The sequence below is a fragment of the Stenotrophomonas sp. 10L48 genome (assembly GCF_056395105.1).
The window spans coordinates 192242-208992 of record NZ_JBFTIX010000004.1; the positions used below are offsets into that span (position 1 = coordinate 192242).

General features: G+C 67.8%; 19 protein-coding genes and 2 tRNA genes. 7 read left to right on the plus strand and 14 right to left on the minus strand.

Annotated elements, in window-relative coordinates:
- Positions 1-4 precede the first annotated feature (4 nt).
- From uvrC to AC1DCU_RS08355, 11 genes are all read right to left on the minus strand, one after another.
- Positions 5-1849 (minus strand): excinuclease ABC subunit UvrC, encoded by a 1845-nt coding sequence (gene uvrC, locus AC1DCU_RS08305; protein ID WP_059063713.1) that lies wholly within the window; start codon positions 1847-1849, stop codon positions 5-7.
- Positions 1846-3258 (minus strand): nhl repeat protein, encoded by a 1413-nt coding sequence (locus tag AC1DCU_RS08310; RefSeq protein ID WP_032975725.1) that lies wholly within the window; start codon positions 3256-3258, stop codon positions 1846-1848. Before AC1DCU_RS08310 ends, uvrC begins: the two co-directional genes overlap by 4 nt.
- On the minus strand, positions 3255-3743 hold the full coding sequence (locus tag AC1DCU_RS08315; RefSeq protein ID WP_032975723.1) for a low molecular weight protein-tyrosine-phosphatase: 489 nt from the start codon (positions 3741-3743) through the stop codon (positions 3255-3257). The genes AC1DCU_RS08310 and AC1DCU_RS08315 overlap by 4 nt, the downstream gene beginning before the upstream one ends.
- Positions 3740-4513: a 3-deoxy-manno-octulosonate cytidylyltransferase gene (kdsB, locus tag AC1DCU_RS08320; protein WP_025875212.1), complete on the minus strand. Its 774-nt coding sequence runs from the start codon at positions 4511-4513 to the stop codon at positions 3740-3742. Before kdsB ends, AC1DCU_RS08315 begins: the two co-directional genes overlap by 4 nt.
- Positions 4514-4588: 75 nt before the next feature.
- On the minus strand, positions 4589-5608 hold the full coding sequence (gene lpxK, locus AC1DCU_RS08325; protein ID WP_032975722.1) for a tetraacyldisaccharide 4'-kinase: 1020 nt from the start codon (positions 5606-5608) through the stop codon (positions 4589-4591).
- Complete coding sequence (msbA, locus tag AC1DCU_RS08330; protein WP_025875215.1) at positions 5608-7356, minus strand: lipid A export permease/ATP-binding protein MsbA; 1749 nt, start codon at positions 7354-7356, stop codon at positions 5608-5610. Before msbA ends, lpxK begins: the two co-directional genes overlap by 1 nt.
- Positions 7353-7775 carry an ExbD/TolR family protein gene (locus AC1DCU_RS08335; RefSeq protein ID WP_025875217.1) on the minus strand — a complete coding sequence of 141 codons (423 nt, stop codon included), beginning with the start codon at positions 7773-7775 and terminating at the stop codon, positions 7353-7355. The genes msbA and AC1DCU_RS08335 overlap by 4 nt, the downstream gene beginning before the upstream one ends.
- 3 nt (positions 7776-7778) lie before the next feature.
- Positions 7779-8441 carry a MotA/TolQ/ExbB proton channel family protein gene (locus AC1DCU_RS08340; protein ID WP_025875219.1) on the minus strand — a complete coding sequence of 221 codons (663 nt, stop codon included), beginning with the start codon at positions 8439-8441 and terminating at the stop codon, positions 7779-7781.
- 3 nt (positions 8442-8444) lie between these two features.
- Positions 8445-10862 (minus strand): DNA internalization-related competence protein ComEC/Rec2, encoded by a 2418-nt coding sequence (locus AC1DCU_RS08345; RefSeq protein ID WP_032975721.1) that lies wholly within the window; start codon positions 10860-10862, stop codon positions 8445-8447.
- Positions 10863-10932: 70 nt separating this feature from the next.
- Positions 10933-12276, minus strand: coding sequence for a sensor histidine kinase (locus AC1DCU_RS08350; RefSeq protein WP_442251046.1), 1344 nt, complete (start codon positions 12274-12276; stop codon positions 10933-10935).
- 1 nt (position 12277) lies between these two features.
- The gene (locus AC1DCU_RS08355) at positions 12278-12949 is read right to left on the minus strand and encodes a response regulator transcription factor (protein ID WP_032975718.1); all 672 of its coding nucleotides are present in this window, start codon (positions 12947-12949) and stop codon (positions 12278-12280) included.
- Positions 12950-13093: 144 nt separating this feature from the next.
- Between AC1DCU_RS08355 and AC1DCU_RS08360 the strand changes: the two genes are divergently transcribed.
- Both AC1DCU_RS08360 and AC1DCU_RS08365 read left to right on the plus strand, forming a co-directional pair.
- Positions 13094-13861: a MipA/OmpV family protein gene (locus AC1DCU_RS08360; protein WP_025875227.1), complete on the plus strand. Its 768-nt coding sequence runs from the start codon at positions 13094-13096 to the stop codon at positions 13859-13861.
- Positions 13862-13900: 39 nt separating this feature from the next.
- Positions 13901-14188: a hypothetical protein gene (locus AC1DCU_RS08365; RefSeq protein ID WP_025875229.1), complete on the plus strand. Its 288-nt coding sequence runs from the start codon at positions 13901-13903 to the stop codon at positions 14186-14188.
- Between the two features lie 8 nt (positions 14189-14196).
- Here AC1DCU_RS08365 and AC1DCU_RS08370 read toward each other — a convergent pair whose 3' ends face one another.
- Complete coding sequence (locus AC1DCU_RS08370) at positions 14197-14337, minus strand: hypothetical protein (protein ID WP_162887621.1); 141 nt, start codon at positions 14335-14337, stop codon at positions 14197-14199.
- 107 nt (positions 14338-14444) lie between these two features.
- On the opposite strand from AC1DCU_RS08370, the gene AC1DCU_RS08375 reads away from it, so the two are divergent.
- The 5 genes from AC1DCU_RS08375 (at position 14445) to AC1DCU_RS08395 (ending at position 16298) form a co-directional block, all read left to right on the plus strand.
- Positions 14445-15014 (plus strand): peroxiredoxin family protein, encoded by a 570-nt coding sequence (locus AC1DCU_RS08375; protein WP_025875231.1) that lies wholly within the window; start codon positions 14445-14447, stop codon positions 15012-15014.
- Between the two features lie 11 nt (positions 15015-15025).
- The gene (locus AC1DCU_RS08380) at positions 15026-15220 is read left to right on the plus strand and encodes a hypothetical protein (RefSeq protein WP_025875233.1); all 195 of its coding nucleotides are present in this window, start codon (positions 15026-15028) and stop codon (positions 15218-15220) included.
- A gap of 65 nt (positions 15221-15285) precedes the next feature.
- Positions 15286-15477, plus strand: coding sequence for a hypothetical protein (locus AC1DCU_RS08385; protein ID WP_032975717.1), 192 nt, complete (start codon positions 15286-15288; stop codon positions 15475-15477).
- A gap of 31 nt (positions 15478-15508) precedes the next feature.
- Complete coding sequence (locus AC1DCU_RS08390; RefSeq protein WP_032975716.1) at positions 15509-15703, plus strand: hypothetical protein; 195 nt, start codon at positions 15509-15511, stop codon at positions 15701-15703.
- A 262-nt stretch (positions 15704-15965) separates the two neighbouring features.
- Positions 15966-16298: a hypothetical protein gene (locus AC1DCU_RS08395; protein ID WP_032975715.1), complete on the plus strand. Its 333-nt coding sequence runs from the start codon at positions 15966-15968 to the stop codon at positions 16296-16298.
- A gap of 112 nt (positions 16299-16410) precedes the next feature.
- Here the strand turns inward: AC1DCU_RS08395 and AC1DCU_RS08400 are convergent.
- Together AC1DCU_RS08400 and AC1DCU_RS08405 are read right to left on the minus strand one after the other, a co-directional pair.
- Positions 16411-16485: transfer RNA gene (locus AC1DCU_RS08400), tRNA-Val, on the minus strand.
- Positions 16486-16582: 97 nt separating this feature from the next.
- Positions 16583-16657 (minus strand) — tRNA-Val (locus tag AC1DCU_RS08405).
- Positions 16658-16751: the final 94 nt, after the last annotated feature.

The window sequence follows — 16751 nt, forward strand, 5'->3', positions numbered from 1 at the left end:
CTCTCTACTCGGCCGGATCCGGCGCGGCCAACCCGTGCAGGTTAGCGTAGATGCGCGCTGCGAGGGCGTCATTGATGCCTTCCACCTTGGCAATTTCCGCTTCTCCGGCCGCTTTCAGGCCGACCAGACCGCCAAAATGCTTCAGCAGGCTGGCGCGCCGTCGCGGCCCGATGCCGGGGATGTCTTCCAGTTTGCTGGTCATCCGGGCCTTCTGCCGGCGCCCGCGATGGCCAGTGATGGCGAAGCGGTGTGCTTCATCGCGCACCTGCTGGATGAACTGCAGGGCGGGATCGGCCGCACCCGGGCGCAGTTCGCGGCCATCGGGCATCACCAGCGCTTCGTGGCCGGCACGGCGTTCCACGCCTTTGGCCACGCCCACCAGCAGCACGTCTTCCACGCCCAGATCGGCCAGCGCCGCCTGGGCCTGTGCCAGCTGGCCGGCGCCACCGTCGATCAGCAGCACATCCGGCAACACGCCCTGCTCTTCCACTGCACGGCGGAAGCGGCGGTCGATCGCCTGGCGCATCGCGGCGTAGTCATCGCCCGGCTCGATGCCACTGATGTTGAAGCGGCGGTACTGCGCGCGCACCGGGCCGGCCGCATCGAACACCACACAGGAGGCCACGGTGGCTTCGCCCATGGTGTGGCTGATGTCGAAGCACTCCACCCGCTTTACCGGTTCGGCCAGCCCCAGCATCACCCGCAGCGCTTCGCTGCGCGCGTGCTGCGCGGTGCGGCTGTTGATCTCGGTGGCCAGGGTCAACTGCGCGTTGCGGCTGGCCAGTTCCAGGTAGCCGGCGCGCTCGCCGCGGACGTTCCATTTCAACTGCACCTTGCGCTCGGCCGAGGCCGACAGCGCAGAACCGATCAGATCGGCATCGGGAATTTCGCGGTCAAGCAGGATCTCGCGCGGCGGCTCGAATTCGATGTAGTACTGCGAGACAAAGGCCGCCAGCACTTCATCCGGGCTTTCCTCGCCATTGGTGCGGGGAAAGAACGGGCGGGTGCCCAGGTTGCGGCCATCACGGAAGGCCAGCAGCATCACGCAGGCCTGCGAGCCCTGCATGGCCACCGCCAGCACGTCGAGGTCGGCCGCGCGACCGTCCACGTACTGGCGGGTCTGCATGCTGCGCAATGAAGTAATCAGGTCGCGCAGTCGCGCGGCCTGCTCGAATTCCAGCGCTTCGCTGGCCGCCTGCATCTGCTCGCCGAGCTCCCGGGTCAGCTCATCGCTCTTGCCTTCCAGGAACATCGCCGCGCGGCGCACCGACTCGGCGTAGTCCGCTGCCGGCACCAGTTCCACGCACGGCGCGCTGCAGCGTCCGATCTGATACTGCAGGCAGGGCCGCGAACGGTTGCGGAACACGCTGTCTTCGCAGCTGCGCAGCTTGAACAGTTTGTGCATCAGGTTCAGCGTCTCGCGCACCGCGGTGACGCCGGGATACGGCCCGAAATAGCGCCCGGGAATGGCACGCGGGCCACGATGCAGGGCGATGCGCGGCCAGTCTTCGCGGGTCAGCAGCACATGCGGATAGGTCTTGTCGTCGCGCAGGGACACGTTGTAGCGCGGCGACAGCGACTTGATCAGCTGGTTTTCCAGCAGCAGCGCTTCGGCTTCCGAGCGCGTTACGGTCACGTCCATGCGCACGATCTGCGAGAGCATCGACATGATGCGCGCGTTCTTCGGACTGCCGTTGAAATAGCTGCCCACGCGGTTGCGCAGCGCGCGGGCCTTGCCGACGTACAACAGCGTGTCGTCGGCCGCGTACATGCGGTACACGCCCGGGGCGGTACTCAGCTGGGCCGCGAATGCCTTGCCATCGAAGGTCGGGACAGGAACAACGGTCATTCGCTGATCGGCACTTCGCTAAGCACGCCGCTGTCAGGGTCCAGGCGCAGTACGGTGTGGGAATCGGTTTCGGCGATCCACACCGCGCCGGCACCGACGGCCAGGCCGGCCGGGCCATGCAGGCGCCGCGGCAAGGGCTGGGTGGTCAGTTCGCCGCCGCCCAGGCGCAACGTGCGCAGGCGGCCATTGCCGGTGTCGGCGATCCACAACAACGGGGCATCCGGGCTCAATGCGATCGCCTGCGGGAACTGCAGGCTGGCCTGCGCACGCGGGCCATCGTCCTCGCCGAAACGCCAGGTGCCCTGCCCGACCAGGGTCTGCACCAGGTCACCGCGCAACTGCAATGAACGGATCGAAGACCCCAGCGCATCGGCCACGTACAGCACCTGCTGGACCACGGCCACGGCGGTGGGCTGGGCGAACGCGGCCAGATGGCCACTACCGTCGCGCTCGTCGATGGCGCCGCTGCCGGCGCGCCACTGCAGGCTGCGCTGGCCGAGGTGGTAGCTCCAGATGCGGTTGTCGCCGGCCATGGCGATGTGCAGCTGGTTTTCGGCGATGGCCAGGCCAACCGGATGATCCAGCGACACCTGCCGTGGCTGCGTCACCGGCCCTTCCACGGGGGCGCCCGGACGGCCGTTGCCACACAGGGTGTCGACCAGGCCGGTCAGCAGGTTGATGCGGCGCACCGCATGATTGCCGGTGTCGGCCACGTACAGCGACTCGCGCTCCAGCGCCAGCGCCTGCGGCCGGTGGAAAGCGGCCTCGGCGAGGTTGCCGTCCATGAAGTCGGCGGTACCCAAGCCGAACTGACGCAGCACGCGGCCGCCATGACTGCATTCCAGGATGCGGTGGTGGCCGCTGTCGGCGATGTACAACCGTTCCTGGTTCACTGCCAGACCCATCGGGAATCGCAGCGCCTGGCGCGGTTCGGGGTGCAGCTCGCTGCCGCCACGCGAAGGGGCGGACGGCGCACCCTCGCAGAGGGCATTCAGGGCCCGCTCCAGCTCGCCGGGCACGCCCTGGCCGATCAAGCGCTGCTGTTCGCGACCCTGCGCGTCCAGCAGCACCATCGTCGGCCAGGCGCTGACGCCGAAGCGGCGCCAGCCATCCCAATCGGCATCAAGCAGCACCGGCATGGTCAGTCCCTGGCGGCGCAGCAGTTTCAGCGCAGCCGTGGCATCACGCTCGAAGTCGAAGCGCGGCACCTGCAGCACCAGAGGTTGCAGCTTGCCGGGGTGGCGTGACAGCCACTGGCTGAACTCGGCCAGCCGTTGCGCGCTCCATGCGGAAGCCGCGTTGACGAACAACAGCGCGACCGGCCGGCCACGCAGTTCGGTCAGGGTGCAGGGCGCGGCATTGAGCCAGGCGGCGAACTCGGGCAGGTCCGGGACGGGCTGGATGTTCATGACCCGATTATGCCGGAGTCGGCGTGATGCAACAGGCGTGCCACGGTGCGTTCGGCAGCAGCGTCGACCAGCGACCAGACCTGTTCGAAATGATCGCTGCCACCGGTATAGGGATCGGGAATCGCACGTTCGCCCTGCCCGCCCGACCACGGCAGGTACAGCGCCAGGCGCTCGCGCTGGGTGGCAATGGCGAGGCGTGCGGCGTCACGCAGGTTGGCCTCGTCGGCGCACAGGATCCAGTCGAAAGCGTCGAAGTCCTGCCGCTGCAACTGCCGCGCGCGCAGGCTGCCAAGGTCCACCCCGTGTCCGGCCGCGCATGCAATGGCACGCCGGTCGGGTGGCTGGCCCACGTGCCAGTCGCCGGTACCGGCCGAATCGACCTGTACCCGCCCAGCCAGCGCCGAGGCATCCAGGCGGGCACGCAGCGCGCCTTCGGCCATCGGCGAGCGGCAGATGTTGCCGAGGCAGACGACCAGCAGCCTCATCGCGCGGCCATCGCCTGCAGCAGCGTTTCGGCGCGCTGCAGGTCTTCAGGGGTGTCGATGCCCGGCGGGAAGGGTTCGGGCGAGATCGCCACGGCAATCGGGTAGCCCGCTTCCAGCACGCGCAACTGCTCCAGCGATTCCACCTGTTCCAGCGTGCCCGGCCGCATCGAGGCGAACTGCTGCAGGAAACCGGCACGGTAGCCATAGATGCCGATGTGGCGCAGCCACTGATGGCCTTCGGGCAGGGTGTCGCGGCTGCGGGCGAAGCCATCGCGATGCCAGGCGATGGGCGCACGGCTGAAGTACAGGGCCTCGTTGCGCACGTTGCGCACCAGCTTGACCACGTTGGGATCGAACAGCGTGTGGGCATCCTCGACCGGCGTGGCCAGGGTCGACATCGGTGCGCTGCCCGCCACCAGTGCCTCGGCCACGGCGCGGATGCCGGCAGCCGGCGCGAACGGTTCATCGCCCTGCAGGTTTACCACCACGGTGTCATCGGACCAGCCCGCAATGCGCGCGCACTCGGCCAGGCGATCGGTACCCGAGGCATGCGAGGCAGCGGTCATCGCCACTTTCACTTCCGCCAGGCCGGACAATGCGTCGGCAATGCGCTGGTCGTCGGTCGCGACCCATACCTCACCTGCGCCGGCCTGCAGCGCGCGGCGGGCCACATGCAGCACCATGGGTTCTCCGCCCAGCAGGCGCAGCGGCTTGCCCGGCAGCCGCGAAGCGGCATAGCGGGCCGGGATGGCAACAACGAAGTCGGTCATGCGGGCGGTACTCGGCAGGCGCGATACAGCAGGAATGCGGCCGGCGGCGTCCATTTGCAAGCGCCGCATGGCCCCTCAGTTCGGTCGCAGCTTGTCCAGGCGATCGGTCAACGCGATCCAGAAAGCAGCAGGCATCTCGGCGCGCAGCGGCACCGCGTACTGCCAGTCATTGGCGAACGCGCGGCACTTCACGGCATCCTTTTCGGTCATCAGCACCGGCAACTGGCTGCCAAAGGACAGATCCTGCGGCTGGTAGGCATGATGGTCGGCGAAGGCGTGCGGCACCACGCCGATCGCACGCGCGCGCAGCATGTCGAAGAAGCGTTGCGGATGGGCGATGCCGGCCACGGCATGCACGCGCTGGCCCGCGAAGTACGAAAGGGGACGTGCGCGCCCGCCGGCCAGCGGCTGTGCACTGTCGATGTGCAGGGCCATCGGCCATTGGCCGAAGCCACAGGCCTGGGCAGCCGCCGCTCCATCCGCCTGGCCCAGGTTGACCACCCGGAAATCGCATTCCGCTGCGCGGCTGACCGGCTCGCGCAGCGGGCCGGCGGGAATCATCCGGCCATTGCCATAGCGGCGCTGGGCATCAACCACCTCGATCTCGATGTCGCGCGCCAGCCGGTAGTGCTGCAGGCCGTCATCGCAGACGATCACGTCGCAGCCGGCGGCGATCAACGCCTTGCCCGCTGCCACGCGGTCACTGTCCACGCGTACGGGCACGCCGGTCTTCCAGGCGATCAGCACCGGCTCGTCGCCCCCCAGGGCAGTCGGCGTATCGGCTTCCACCCAACGTGCCTTGTCCGCTTGCTCACGACCGTAGCCGCGGCTGGCGACACCGGGCTTCCAGCCCGCGGCCCGCAGGCGCTCGACCAGGGCGATGGTCAGCGGCGTCTTGCCGGTGCCGCCGGCGGTGATGTTGCCGACCACGATGACCGGCACCGCCAGCGCATGGCGCTTGCGCCAGCCACGCCGGTACAGGCGCCGGCGCAGCGCGGTGACGCTGGCATACAGCGGCGCCAGCAGTCGCATCGGCCACGGAGCCGGGCTGCCGTCGTACCAGTACGGCGGGGTCTGGGTACCTTTGCCCGCCATCAGTCCTGCCTTTCGCGGAACTGCATGTTGTGCAGGTGCTGGTACAGACCGCCCATCGACAGCAGCTCCTGGTGGGTGCCGCGTTCAACGATGCGGCCATGGTCCATCACCAGCACCTGGTCGGCATGCTCGATGGTCGACAGGCGATGCGCGATCACCAGCGTGGTGCGCTCGGGCATCAAGCGCTGCAGCGCATCCTGCACCAGGCGCTCGGATTCGTTGTCCAGCGCCGCGGTGGCCTCGTCCAGGATCAGGATCGGTGCGTCGCGCAGGATGGCGCGGGCGATCGCCAGGCGCTGGCGCTGGCCGCCGGACAGCAGCGCACCATTCTCGCCCACCGGCGTCTGCAGCTGCTGCGGCATGCGCGCGATGAACTCCCAGGCATTGGCCGCCTCGGCAGCTGCACGGATCTGCTCGTCGGTGGCATCCATGCCGTAGGCGATGTTGGCCGCGATGGTGTCGTCGAACAGCATGACCTTCTGGCCGACGATGGCCACCTGCCGGCGCAGATCGGCCAACGGGTACTCATCCAGGGCAACGCCGTCGAGCAGGATGCGGCCACCGTTGGGTTCGTAGAAGCGCGGCACCAGCCGGATCAGGCTGGTCTTGCCGCTGCCGGAACGACCGACGATGGCGGTGACCGTGCCCGGCCTGGCAACGAAGCTGATGTCGTCCAGGGCGATGCCACTGTCTTCACGGTAACGCAGCATGACGTGCTCGAAGGCCAGTTCGCCGCGTACGCGCTGCACCGCGTGCTTGCCCTCGTCGCGCTCGACCGGCATGTCGATGATGCCGAACAGGCGCTCGGCCGCAGCCACACCGCGCGAGATCGAAGTCTGCACGCTGGTCAGCCGCCGCAGCGACGGAATGATGGCCATCATCGACGTCATCAGGCCCATGAACTGGCCCGCATTGAGCTTGCCGGCCAGTGCCTCGCGGGTGGACACCCAGACGATGACTGCCAGCGCCAGCGCCGCCAGGAACTGGACCACGCTGGAAGCCGCCGCGCGGGTCACTTCCACCTTCATGTTCAGCGCCAGCATGCGGTTGGCCAGGCGCGAGTAGCGCGAGATCTCGTGCTGCTGGGTGCCGTGCACCTTCACTTCCTGCTGCGCGGCCAGCGACTGCTCGGCGGTCTGCGCCATGGTGCCCATGCCGTCCTGGATGCCGCGGCTGATGCGTCGGTAGCGCTTGCCCACGTAGGACACGATCACGCCGATCAGCGGCACCACCACCAGCATCGCCAGGGTCACCTTGACGCTCATCTGCAGCATCACCGCCAGCATGGCGATGATGGTCAGGGTATCGGCCACCACGGTCTTCAGCGCGTCGGCACTGGCCTGGGTGACCTGTTCGGTGTCGAAGTTCAGGCGGCTGACCATCACCGGCGTCGCCTCGGCATCGAAATGCGAGGACGGCAGGTGCAGGTACTTCTGCAGCACCTGTTCACGCAGGTCGCGGACCACGCTGCGGCCGGTCTTGGCCAGCGTGTAGTCGCTGACCCAGGTGGCCACGCTGCGCATCAGGAACAGGCCGAGAATGGTCAGCGGCAGGATCACCGCCATGCGCGGCTCGGGGTTGACGAACCCGCGGTTGACCAGCGGCTCCATCAGCTTGGTGAAGTGATAGCCGGCCAGGGCTTCGACCACCATCGCGATGACCGCGCCGATCATGAACACCCAGTAGGTGCGGGTATAGCCCAGCAGTCGTTTGTAGATCGGCCACACTGGCGCGTGATGGGAACTCATGGACGCACCTCTGGCGCTGTTGCAATGGCGATACGACGGAAGCCGAGCTGGCCCAGCGCGTCCTGCGCGGTGACCACGGCCTGGTAGGGAGTGCGCGCGTCGGCACGCAGCAGCACGGTCTGTTCGCGGTCGCTGCCGGCGACGGCCGCAATGGTCTGCTTGACCGACTCGACGTCGCTGCGCAGCACTTCCTGATCGTTGACGAAGTAGCGGCCGTCAGCGTTGATCAGCACGCTCAGCGAGCGCGGCGGCTCGTTGGTCTGCTGCTGGCTGGCGGTCGGCAGCTGCACCTGCAGGGTCGATCGCGCGTCGAAGGTGGTGGTGACCACGAAGAAGATGATCAGCACCAGGATGACGTCGATCAGCGGCACCAGGTCGATATGCGGCTCATCCTGGGACCGGTCGTTGCCGATACGCATCGATCAGGCCTTTGCCGTAGCGGCGGAAGACGCGCGCGCAGCGGGGGCCGGGGTCATCACCCCGGGGCGACCGTCCAGCGTATCCAGCAGCGCGCTGGCTTCCTGCTCCATCTCCACCACGTAGCCGTGGATGCGGCCCTTGAAGAAGCGGTGGAACATCAGCGCCGGGATCGCCACGATCATGCCGGTGGCGGTGCACACCAGTGCCTTGCCGATACCGCCGGCAAGCTGGTTCACATCACCCACGCCGTGGTCGAGGATGCCCAGGAACATCTGGATCATGCCGACCACGGTGCCCAGCAGGCCCAGCAACGGGCCGGCCGAGGCGATGGTGCCCAGCGCGTTGAGGAAACGCTCCATGCGGTGCACCAGATGGCGACCGGTGTCCTCGATGCGCTCGCGGATCTGGTCGCGCGGGCGGTTGCGCGCTTCCAGCGCGGCGGCCAGCAGGGCACCCAACGGTGAATTGGCACGCAGGGTCTGCAGGTGCGCCGGGTCCAGCTTGCCGCGCGCGGCCCAGTTGCGGACCTCCTGGCCCAGGCCAGGCGGCAGCACCTCGTTACGCCGCAAGGACCAGAAACGCTCCAGGACGATCGCCAAAGCCAGTACGCCCAACAGCAGCAGCGGCACCATCGGCCAGCCACCGGCCTTGACCAGTTCCCACACGTTTCAACCCTCCGGCCCAGCGGCCGCTTGTTCGATCGGCGATAGGATAGCAGCCGACCGCGCCCGCCCAGCGGCATCCCACCACCGGGCGGCGTGGATACGCTGTTCACGCAGCTGCAGGCCTTGTGCGCCAAGCCATACGCGGATCGCGCCGGACTCGGCGGTGGACAGCACTTCGGCGCCCGCCGCCTGCCAGCGCCGCACCACGTCACGTTTCGGGTGGCCAAAGTGGTTCCGGTGCCCGGCCGAGACCAGCGCCAGCCGCGGCGCCACCGCCTTCACCCAGTCCGGCGTGGAACTGCCTCCGCTGCCGTGATGGGGCACCAGCACCACGTCCGCACGCAGCATATCGGCAGCGCCCGCCAGCAGCGCCTGTTCGCCTTGCCGGCCGATGTCACCGGGCAGCAGCACTACCCCGTGCGCGCCAGCAACCCGCAGCACGCAACTGGCTTCGTTGTCGGCGCCCTTCCCGCCAACGGCAGGGAACGCGGCGGGCGGATGCAGCACCTGGAAATCGAACCCGTCCCATTGCCAGCGCAGGCCCTGTTGGCAGCTGCCGGCCTTGGCAATCGCACTGCCCGGTGGAGCCAGTACGTGCAGACCCGGCAATTGCCGGCGCAGCGCGGCGAGGTTGCCGCTGTGGTCCAGGTGGTCGTGACTGATCATCAGCTGTGCCGGCGGCTCCTGTCCCAACGCCCGCAAGGTCGGCAGCAGCATCCGCTCCTCGGCCCCGCTGCCGCTGCCGGCTGGCGGGCCGACGTCATACCAGAGTGCGTGCCGGGCGGTCCGCAGCAGCACCGCCGCGCCCTGGCCGACATCGTGCACCACCAGTTCCAGCTCACCCTGCTGCGGCCCCGACCGTGCCGGCCACAGCAACGGCAGGCACAGCAAAGAACCGGCAAGCCCGGCCCCGGCGCCGCGTGGCAACAGCCACCAGAACACCCCCAGCAAGGCCGCCGGCAACGCCCAGGCCGGCCCCTGCGCCAGCCACCACATCGCCTGTGGGTGCTCGGCCAAGGGTTGCAGCAGCTGCCAACTGGCCTCGAACACCCAGGCAGCCGTGCGCCAAGGCCACTGCCCTGCCCCGGTGCGCAGGGCCTCCAGAGCGGTTCCCAGCAGAGCCAGAGGCACCACCAGCAGGCTCCACAGTGGAATGATCGGCAGGTTCACCAGCGGCCCCAGCCGTGCGCTGCCACCGAACAGTGCCACCGCCAACGGCAGCAGAGCGACGCTGGCCACCCCCTGCCCTGCCAGAGCGCCGCGCAGCATCGTGGCGAACCCCTTCGGCCGCCCCTGCGGCAGGCACCACAGCAACCACAGCACCCCACCGAAACTGAGCCAGAAGCCCGCAGACAGCACCGACAGCGGTGCCGGCAGCAGCATCGCCAGCGCGGCCAGCGCGAGCCCCTGCGCTACCGTCACCGGACGGCGGGCAACGCGCGCCAGGGCCAGCACCGCGATCATCAGCGCAGTACGCACGGTCGGCAGCTCGCTGCCTGCAACAACGGCATAGCCGGCTGCTGCCGCCGCCGCCGCACAGGCCGCCGCCTGCGGTCGTGGCCAGAACCGGGCAAGCCCCGGCCAGGATCGCCAGAGCGCAGAACACAGCAATGCGGCGAAGCCCGCGACCAGGCCGACATGGAAGCCGGAGATGGCGATCAGGTGGGTCAGGCCCAGCGCGCGCAGCTGCGCCCAATCGACGTCGGACAGGCGACGCGTATCGCCCAGTGCCAAGGCCTGGATGAACCGCGCCGACGGGTGTGCGATCTGCCTGGCAATGGCGGCACTGGTGCGCTCGCGCCACGCAGGTAGACCATGCGCAGGGCGCAGCTGTCGCGTGGAATTCGAATCGCGCACGCTGGCGTTCCCTGCCAGCCCACGCAGCAGCGCTTGCCGCTCGCCATCGAAGCCCCCCGGATTGATGCGTGAACGTGGTGGTCGCACGCGCAGCGACAACTGCCAATCCGCCCCGGCGTGCAGGAGACGTCTCTGATCAAGCCCGGCGTCGGTCGGCCCACCCCGTGGCGCGTGCCAGAGCACCTGCAGCCGCTTTCCACGCAGCGTCGGCATCGCATCGGACGCATCCACCCGGAATTCGAAGCGGGTGTGTGCAGGCGTTTCCTTCGGCAGATCGATGACCTGCCCCCGGACGAGCACATCCTGCGCAGCAGAACCGGCCGGCAGCTGCGTCTGCATTGCCCAATACCCGTGGCAGCAAGTCCAGGCCAAGCCGAACAACAACGCAGCCGCCGCGCGTCCGCGCCAGCGCAACACCCAGCCCAACGCGGCCACGACGGTCGCCGCAACAGAAGCCCACAGCGGTGGCAACACCGGCAGCAGCACGCAGACCAACGCACCGGCAACCAGAGCGGCAGCGCACGCGGGGCCAAACAAGGGCGACAAGGTCCGATCGGCTGCCATCGACACAGCGTGCCGAGGCGCGGCCTCACCCAGCCATCAGGCAACACCGTGTGGCGTTGTCAGCGCCCGGCTAGCGACGCACGCTGCCGCGGTGGAAGTTGACCCGGAAGCTCGCCCCACCCCCAACGGCCTCGCCCACGCTCACCGTGCCGCCGTGGTGCTGCACGATCTCCTTGACCAGATGCAGGCCGAGGCCGCTGCCACTGCCAGCAGCACGCAGGCGGTGGAACGGCTCGAAGATCGCCTCGCGGTCACCGACCGGCACGCCGGCGCCCTGGTCGCTGACTTCCAGCAGGCACTGCCGGTCCAGACGCACGCAGATGGTGCCGCGCCCGCCGCCATGGACGATGGCGTTGTGCACCAGGTTGGCGATCACCCGCCCCAGGGCGAGGCCATCGCCATGGATCCATACTGGCGTCTCCGGCGCATCCACTTCAAAGCCGTAGCCGGCGCCAACCACCAGAGGCGCAAGGTCGGCGGCCGCTTCGCGCACGACATGCGCAAGGTCCAGGCGCTGCAGCGCTGCGACGTTCCGGTCCAGGCGCTGCAGGTCGAGCAGGTGCTCGGCGACGTTGCCGAGACGGGCGACATCGGTCAACAGCTGCGATTTGAGCTCCCCCTGCGGCAACTGCGACAAGCGCGCCTGTACCACCGCAATCGGTACCCGCAGTTCATGGGCGGCGTCGGCCAGGAATTTATCGCGTGCTGCGTAGCCCTGCTGCACCTTGTCGATCGCATCGTTGAACGCTTCGACCAGAGGCGCGACCTCGGTCGATACCAGCTGCGCGTCCAGGCGCGCACCGGGCTGGCCGATATCCAGCTCCTTGGCCTGCTGCGCGGACCGGCGCACGCCACGCATGGCGCGATGGATCACCGTCGGCATCACCAGCAGCGTGACCACGATCAACGGCAGGAAGAACCACAGGCCGATCAACCGCAGCACCATCAATGCGCCATCCAGCAGGCCGCCCTTCGGCGCCCCGCCCACCATCACCGTGATGCGGCGGCCGTCTTCGTTGCGGATCATCACCCGCGCCACATCCAGGTACGGCGGCACCAGCGAACCCAGCTCGGTGGCACCCAGTGTCGGCAGGCGGGCCAGCAGCGGCGCGTGGATGGCAGGCAGCGTACCGCGCTGCAGCCATGCACCGCGATCGTCCACCGCCGCGAACCACAGGTTGCCACCGGCACGCGCATCGAGCTTCTGCCAGCGTGCTTCGTCCAGCACCAGACGGCCGCCTTCGCTGTGCACCGCGTTGGCCGCGCTCTCGGCCATGAACATGTCCATGCCCCAGGTGTCCTTGTCGCCCCAGGTCAGGATCAGCGCGACGACGGCGAACAACACCGTGAAGGCCTGCGCCAGGAACAGCCGCCACGCCAGTCCAAGGGTGATCGAACGAATCGGTCGTGCCATCTCAGGCCTCCGCCAGCAGATAGCCGACGCCGCGGATCACGTGGATCTCCACGCCTGCCCCGGCCTGCTGCAGCGCCTTGCGCAGTTTTGAAATATGCGCATCGAGCGCATTGGACTGGATCTCATCATCGAATCCGTACACCGCCGATTCCAGCGCGCTGCGGGTGACCGTGCGCCCCTGCCGCATCGCCAGCGCCTGCAGCACCAGCACCTGCCGCCGCGGCAGTGCAACCGGTTGGCCGTCCACCTGCGCCTGCAGCGATTCGAAATCAAACTCCAGCCGGCCCAGCCGCAACCGGGGGGTCACCATCGCCGACGGTCGACGCGAGACGGCGCGGATGCGCGCCATCAGCTCTTCGATCGCCACCGGCTTGACCAGATAGTCATCGGCACCGACATCCAGCCCCTCCACCTTGTCCGACAGCCCACCCTTGGCAGTGAGCATGATCACCGCCAGGTTCGGCCGCAGCGCACGGGCAGTCGCCACGAAGCCCACGCCATCACCATCGGGCAGCTGCCGATCGAGCAGCATCAGCTGATGCACCGGCTCACGCAGGGCGAGCGCAGCCTCGGCCAGGCTGCCGACCACGTCGGCGACCACACCCTGGCGCTCAAGCCCGGACTGCAGGGCTCGCGAGAGATCGGGGTCATCTTCGACCAGGAGAATGCGCATCGGGGGCTCGGCAACCGGAAACGGTGCCGATCATAGTGCCTTCGGCGTGCAGGTGGCGGCGATGCCAGCAGATTGCGCCTGCGCAATGTTCCGACAATGTTGCGCGCGCAGCATGCATCGCCATCCCTGCAACGCACTACATCGATGACCTCACTGTCCCCCGCCCTGCTGCGCCCCCTGCTGTGCACCGTCGCTCTCTCCACGCCGCTGCTGGCCACCGCGCAGGAACAGGCTCCGGGGGTACAGGCCGGCATCACCTTCGGCGCGACCACTGGCGCCTACGCGCACTATGACGACAAGCCGCTGGTGCTGCCGGCGCTGTCCTGGCAGGGCAAGCGCTTCTTCGCCAGCCCCGGCTCGCTTGGCATGAACCTCTACAAGGCCGACGGCCTGCGCCTGTCGGCGGTGGCGACGCCCTACACGTTGCGCTTCAAGACCGACGACGTGAACGATCCGCAGCTGCGCCGCCTGCACAGCCGGCAGATGTCGGCGATGGTCGGCATCAATGCCGACTACAGCGCCGACTGGGGCGCGGTGGCGGCCAGCGTGAAGCGCGAAGTAAGCGGGCACGGCGGCGGTGTTGAATCCAGCCTGCATTACAGCTATCCGATCCAGGCCGGCCGTTTCACCTGGGTGCCGCGCGTGGGCGTGGTGCATTCCAGCGCCCGCCTGCTCGACTACTACTACGGCATCAGTGACGAAGAAGCGCTGCGCTCCGGGCTGGCGGCCTACAAGCCCGGCAGTGCCACCTCGCCGAGCCTGCAGATCGCGGTCAGCACGCCCCTGGGTACGAAATGGCGCGCGACCGGCGTCGTCGCCAACCAGTGGTTCGGTGATGCCGTCGAAGACAGCCCGATGGCACGGCGCAGCAGCCAGACCTCCGCTTTCATCTCGCTGATGCGCGCGTTCTGACCGAACCTGCATCCGCCCCACGGACAACAAGGATCCCGCATGGCCGCTGTCACCCCCACCGCCGATGCCAACGCGATCCTGCGCGCGCCGGATCTGGACAGCGCCGAGCGCGCCTACCTGGGCCTGCTGCCGGACATGGATCATGTGGACGCGTTGACCCGACGTGCACTTGGCCTGTCACGCGCTGCCGATGCTGCGCGCGGATACGCACTGTCGATGACCCTGGTCGGCCTGCGCCTGCAGGAGCTGGAAATGGGCGAGCCGTGTGCAGCCGAATATCGTCAGGCGACGCTGCGCAGCCTGCGCCAGGCCTTCACTGCGGCCTGAGCGTCCCGTCAGCGGAAGGTCGTCCAGGCCAGCACCGCAGATAGCAGTGCGACCCAGATCACGGCCTTGAAGGTGCCTTCCAGCATGTTGCCGCCGAACAGCAGTTCGATGATCGGGTTAGGCCGGGAAACGGGAGCATGGTCACTCATGGTGGCGTCCTGAGGTTTGGGAACTGCGTCACCGATGATACAAAAGCTTGACATTCCTGTTGCTGTTTCCGGTATGGTCGATGCAACGCGGCGTTCAAGGATGATCGATGCTCAAGCGTGCACTGTTTCCCGTAGTCGCCCTGCTGCTGGCCGCACTGGTCATCATGCTCTCCTGGCAGAACCGCCAGTTGCGGCAGGTCAACGAACAGATGGCGGCGCAGCTGCAGCAGACGCAGCTGGACGCGCATGGTCTTGCCACCGGCACCCGGCCTGAACTGTTGACCCTGCGGACGACGCAGCAGACCCATGTCGATATCGGTGGCGCGCGCGGCGTGCCGCAGATCCTCTACTTCTTCTCTACCGCCTGCCGTTACTGCCTGGCCTCGGTGCCACAACTGCAGCAGATCGCGGCTGCGCGAGGCAGTGCCGAGCTGGTGGGCGTGGGCCTGCCACCGTACGACCAGCTTGCCGACTACGCAGGCAAGCACGCGCTGGCGTTTCCGATCGCCGTCGACGATCAGGGCGAAGTCTCCAAGCGCTACCGCGCCACGCTGACACCGATGCTGATGGTGCTGGCCGCAGATGGCAGCATCGCCTACAAGCATGTCGGCCAGCTCGACACCGGGACGGTGCAGGCCGTCGCCAACGCAATGAATCCGGGAAGCCACACCAACTGAAGGAGATACACATGATCGGGAAGAAAACGCTGTTCTCGTCCGTCGCCGGTATCGTCATCGTTGCTGCAATGTCATTCGGGGCCGCACAGGCCTTCGCCACACCGGTGAAGACCGGCTTTGCACCGGGTTGCGTGGATACCCCCGGATGCATGTTCGGCGGCAATGGCCGCGCCGGCGGCACGCGCATCTGCTGCGTCGCCAACTGATCCCGCTTCGACACCGCCCCGCACGCGGTGACTTCATGTTCCATCGCCATTCCAAGGAGATACACATGATCGGAAAGAAGAAGCTGTTCTCGTCCATTGCCGGCATCGTCGTCGTGGCCGCCATGTCATTCGGCGCCGCGCAGGCCTTCGCCACTCCGGTGAAGACCGGCTTCGCGCCGGGCTGCAAGGAACATCCGAGCTGCCCCTATGGCAACGCAGGCTCCCACGGCCTGCTGGTCTGCTGCGACCCCATGTAACCCGCCTCGAAGCTCTGCAAAGGAGATACAGATGATCGGAAAGAAGAAGCTGTTCTCGTCCATTGCCGGCCTCGTCGTGGTGGCCGCCATGTCATTCGGTGCCGCGCAGGCCTTCGCCACTCCGGCCAAGGCCGGGTTCGCACCGGGCTGTGAATTCACCCCGGGCTGCCCGTATGGCGGCTCAGGGCATTGGTCCGGCCCTCGCCTGTGCTGCGATCCGCTCTGAGCCCGCCTGATGGTTCCAGCCACGTCGTGACCTGAGCCCAGGCTTCCCGGCCAACGGGGTCACTTCCGGGCAAACGGGCCGGACTGCCTTCACGGGTGGCCCGGCCCTTTTTCATGATCGTGTTCTGCCGCCGCCCCGGTCTGGCACGGATTCATCCTTGCTGGCTCTGGTTGGCGCGCACTTTTCCGGTCTTCGTCGGATACCGGTTTCACAGCGCAGGCCGCAGTGCAACGCTGGGCTCCCTTCTCCGGAGCACCGTGCCATGCCGATGCTTGCCCTGCTGCTGTTGATGGCCGGTCTGTGCAACCGCGACGGCGGTACCGGAAGCGATTCGCTGCGGATGCAGATCCTGCAGGCCGATGCCCAACGTGCCGTCCGCGCGCCTGCGACGTACGGCCAGACGGACAGCCAGAGCGTGCAGATCCTGCGCCTGAGTGCGGATCGCGTACTGCAGGTGGCCCACGCTCGCGTGCACGGTGATGCCGACGGTATACAGCGCGGGCAATCGCACGCCCGGGGAATGCTGCAACTGTGGCAGCGCGTGGATGGTCATTGGCAGCTGCAGCGCAGCGCCAGTGTCGAGCAACGCGGTTGACGCTGGCAGCAGCCGGCCAGGCTGGAACGAGCGCGGATCGCAGGCACAAAAAAACCGGCCCAGGGCCGGCTTTCATCGTTGCCACCGCTGCTCCGGCCATGCCGGGAACCGGTGGTGGGCGGTACAGGGTTCGAACCTGTGACCCCTACCATGTCAAGGTAGTGCTCTACCGCTGAGCTAACCGCCCAAATATTCCGTGCAGCCCGCAGGCTGGTGCTTCTACGTAAAAACCCGGCGCCAGGGCCGGGCTTTTCATGCTCACGACAGCCCTCTGGGGGACTTCGTGGTGGGCGGTACAGGGTTCGAACCTGTGACCCCTACCATGTCAAGGTAGTGCTCTACCGCTGAGCTAACCGCCCGTTTGTTGCTTCTGCAGCGCCGCGATTGCGTCGGTGCAGGCCGCGTATATTACGGACGACGACCGGCAAGCGCAATACTTTTGTGAAGAAAAGC

What these genes read in the sequence shown, in the direction of transcription:
- uvrC (WP_059063713.1), bottom strand. Translation starts at nt 1,849, where the DNA reads ATGACCGTTGTTCCTGTCCCGACCTTCGATGGCAAGGCATTCGCGGCC.
- AC1DCU_RS08310 (WP_032975725.1), bottom strand. Translation starts at nt 3,258, where the DNA reads ATGAACATCCAGCCCGTCCCGGACCTGCCCGAGTTCGCCGCCTGGCTC.
- AC1DCU_RS08315 (WP_032975723.1), bottom strand. Translation starts at nt 3,743, where the DNA reads ATGAGGCTGCTGGTCGTCTGCCTCGGCAACATCTGCCGCTCGCCGATG.
- kdsB (WP_025875212.1), bottom strand. Translation starts at nt 4,513, where the DNA reads ATGACCGACTTCGTTGTTGCCATCCCGGCCCGCTATGCCGCTTCGCGG.
- lpxK (WP_032975722.1), bottom strand. Translation starts at nt 5,608, where the DNA reads ATGGCGGGCAAAGGTACCCAGACCCCGCCGTACTGGTACGACGGCAGC.
- msbA (WP_025875215.1), bottom strand. Translation starts at nt 7,356, where the DNA reads ATGAGTTCCCATCACGCGCCAGTGTGGCCGATCTACAAACGACTGCTG.
- AC1DCU_RS08335 (WP_025875217.1), bottom strand. Translation starts at nt 7,775, where the DNA reads ATGCGTATCGGCAACGACCGGTCCCAGGATGAGCCGCATATCGACCTG.
- AC1DCU_RS08345 (WP_032975721.1), bottom strand. Translation starts at nt 10,862, where the DNA reads ATGGCAGCCGATCGGACCTTGTCGCCCTTGTTTGGCCCCGCGTGCGCT.
- AC1DCU_RS08350 (WP_442251046.1), bottom strand. Translation starts at nt 12,276, where the DNA reads ATGGCACGACCGATTCGTTCGATCACCCTTGGACTGGCGTGGCGGCTG.
- AC1DCU_RS08355 (WP_032975718.1), bottom strand. Translation starts at nt 12,949, where the DNA reads ATGCGCATTCTCCTGGTCGAAGATGACCCCGATCTCTCGCGAGCCCTG.
- AC1DCU_RS08360 (WP_025875227.1), top strand. Translation starts at nt 13,094, where the DNA reads ATGACCTCACTGTCCCCCGCCCTGCTGCGCCCCCTGCTGTGCACCGTC.
- AC1DCU_RS08365 (WP_025875229.1), top strand. Translation starts at nt 13,901, where the DNA reads ATGGCCGCTGTCACCCCCACCGCCGATGCCAACGCGATCCTGCGCGCG.
- AC1DCU_RS08370 (WP_162887621.1), bottom strand. Translation starts at nt 14,337, where the DNA reads ATGAGTGACCATGCTCCCGTTTCCCGGCCTAACCCGATCATCGAACTG.
- AC1DCU_RS08375 (WP_025875231.1), top strand. Translation starts at nt 14,445, where the DNA reads ATGCTCAAGCGTGCACTGTTTCCCGTAGTCGCCCTGCTGCTGGCCGCA.
- AC1DCU_RS08380 (WP_025875233.1), top strand. Translation starts at nt 15,026, where the DNA reads ATGATCGGGAAGAAAACGCTGTTCTCGTCCGTCGCCGGTATCGTCATC.
- AC1DCU_RS08385 (WP_032975717.1), top strand. Translation starts at nt 15,286, where the DNA reads ATGATCGGAAAGAAGAAGCTGTTCTCGTCCATTGCCGGCATCGTCGTC.
- AC1DCU_RS08390 (WP_032975716.1), top strand. Translation starts at nt 15,509, where the DNA reads ATGATCGGAAAGAAGAAGCTGTTCTCGTCCATTGCCGGCCTCGTCGTG.
- AC1DCU_RS08395 (WP_032975715.1), top strand. Translation starts at nt 15,966, where the DNA reads ATGCCGATGCTTGCCCTGCTGCTGTTGATGGCCGGTCTGTGCAACCGC.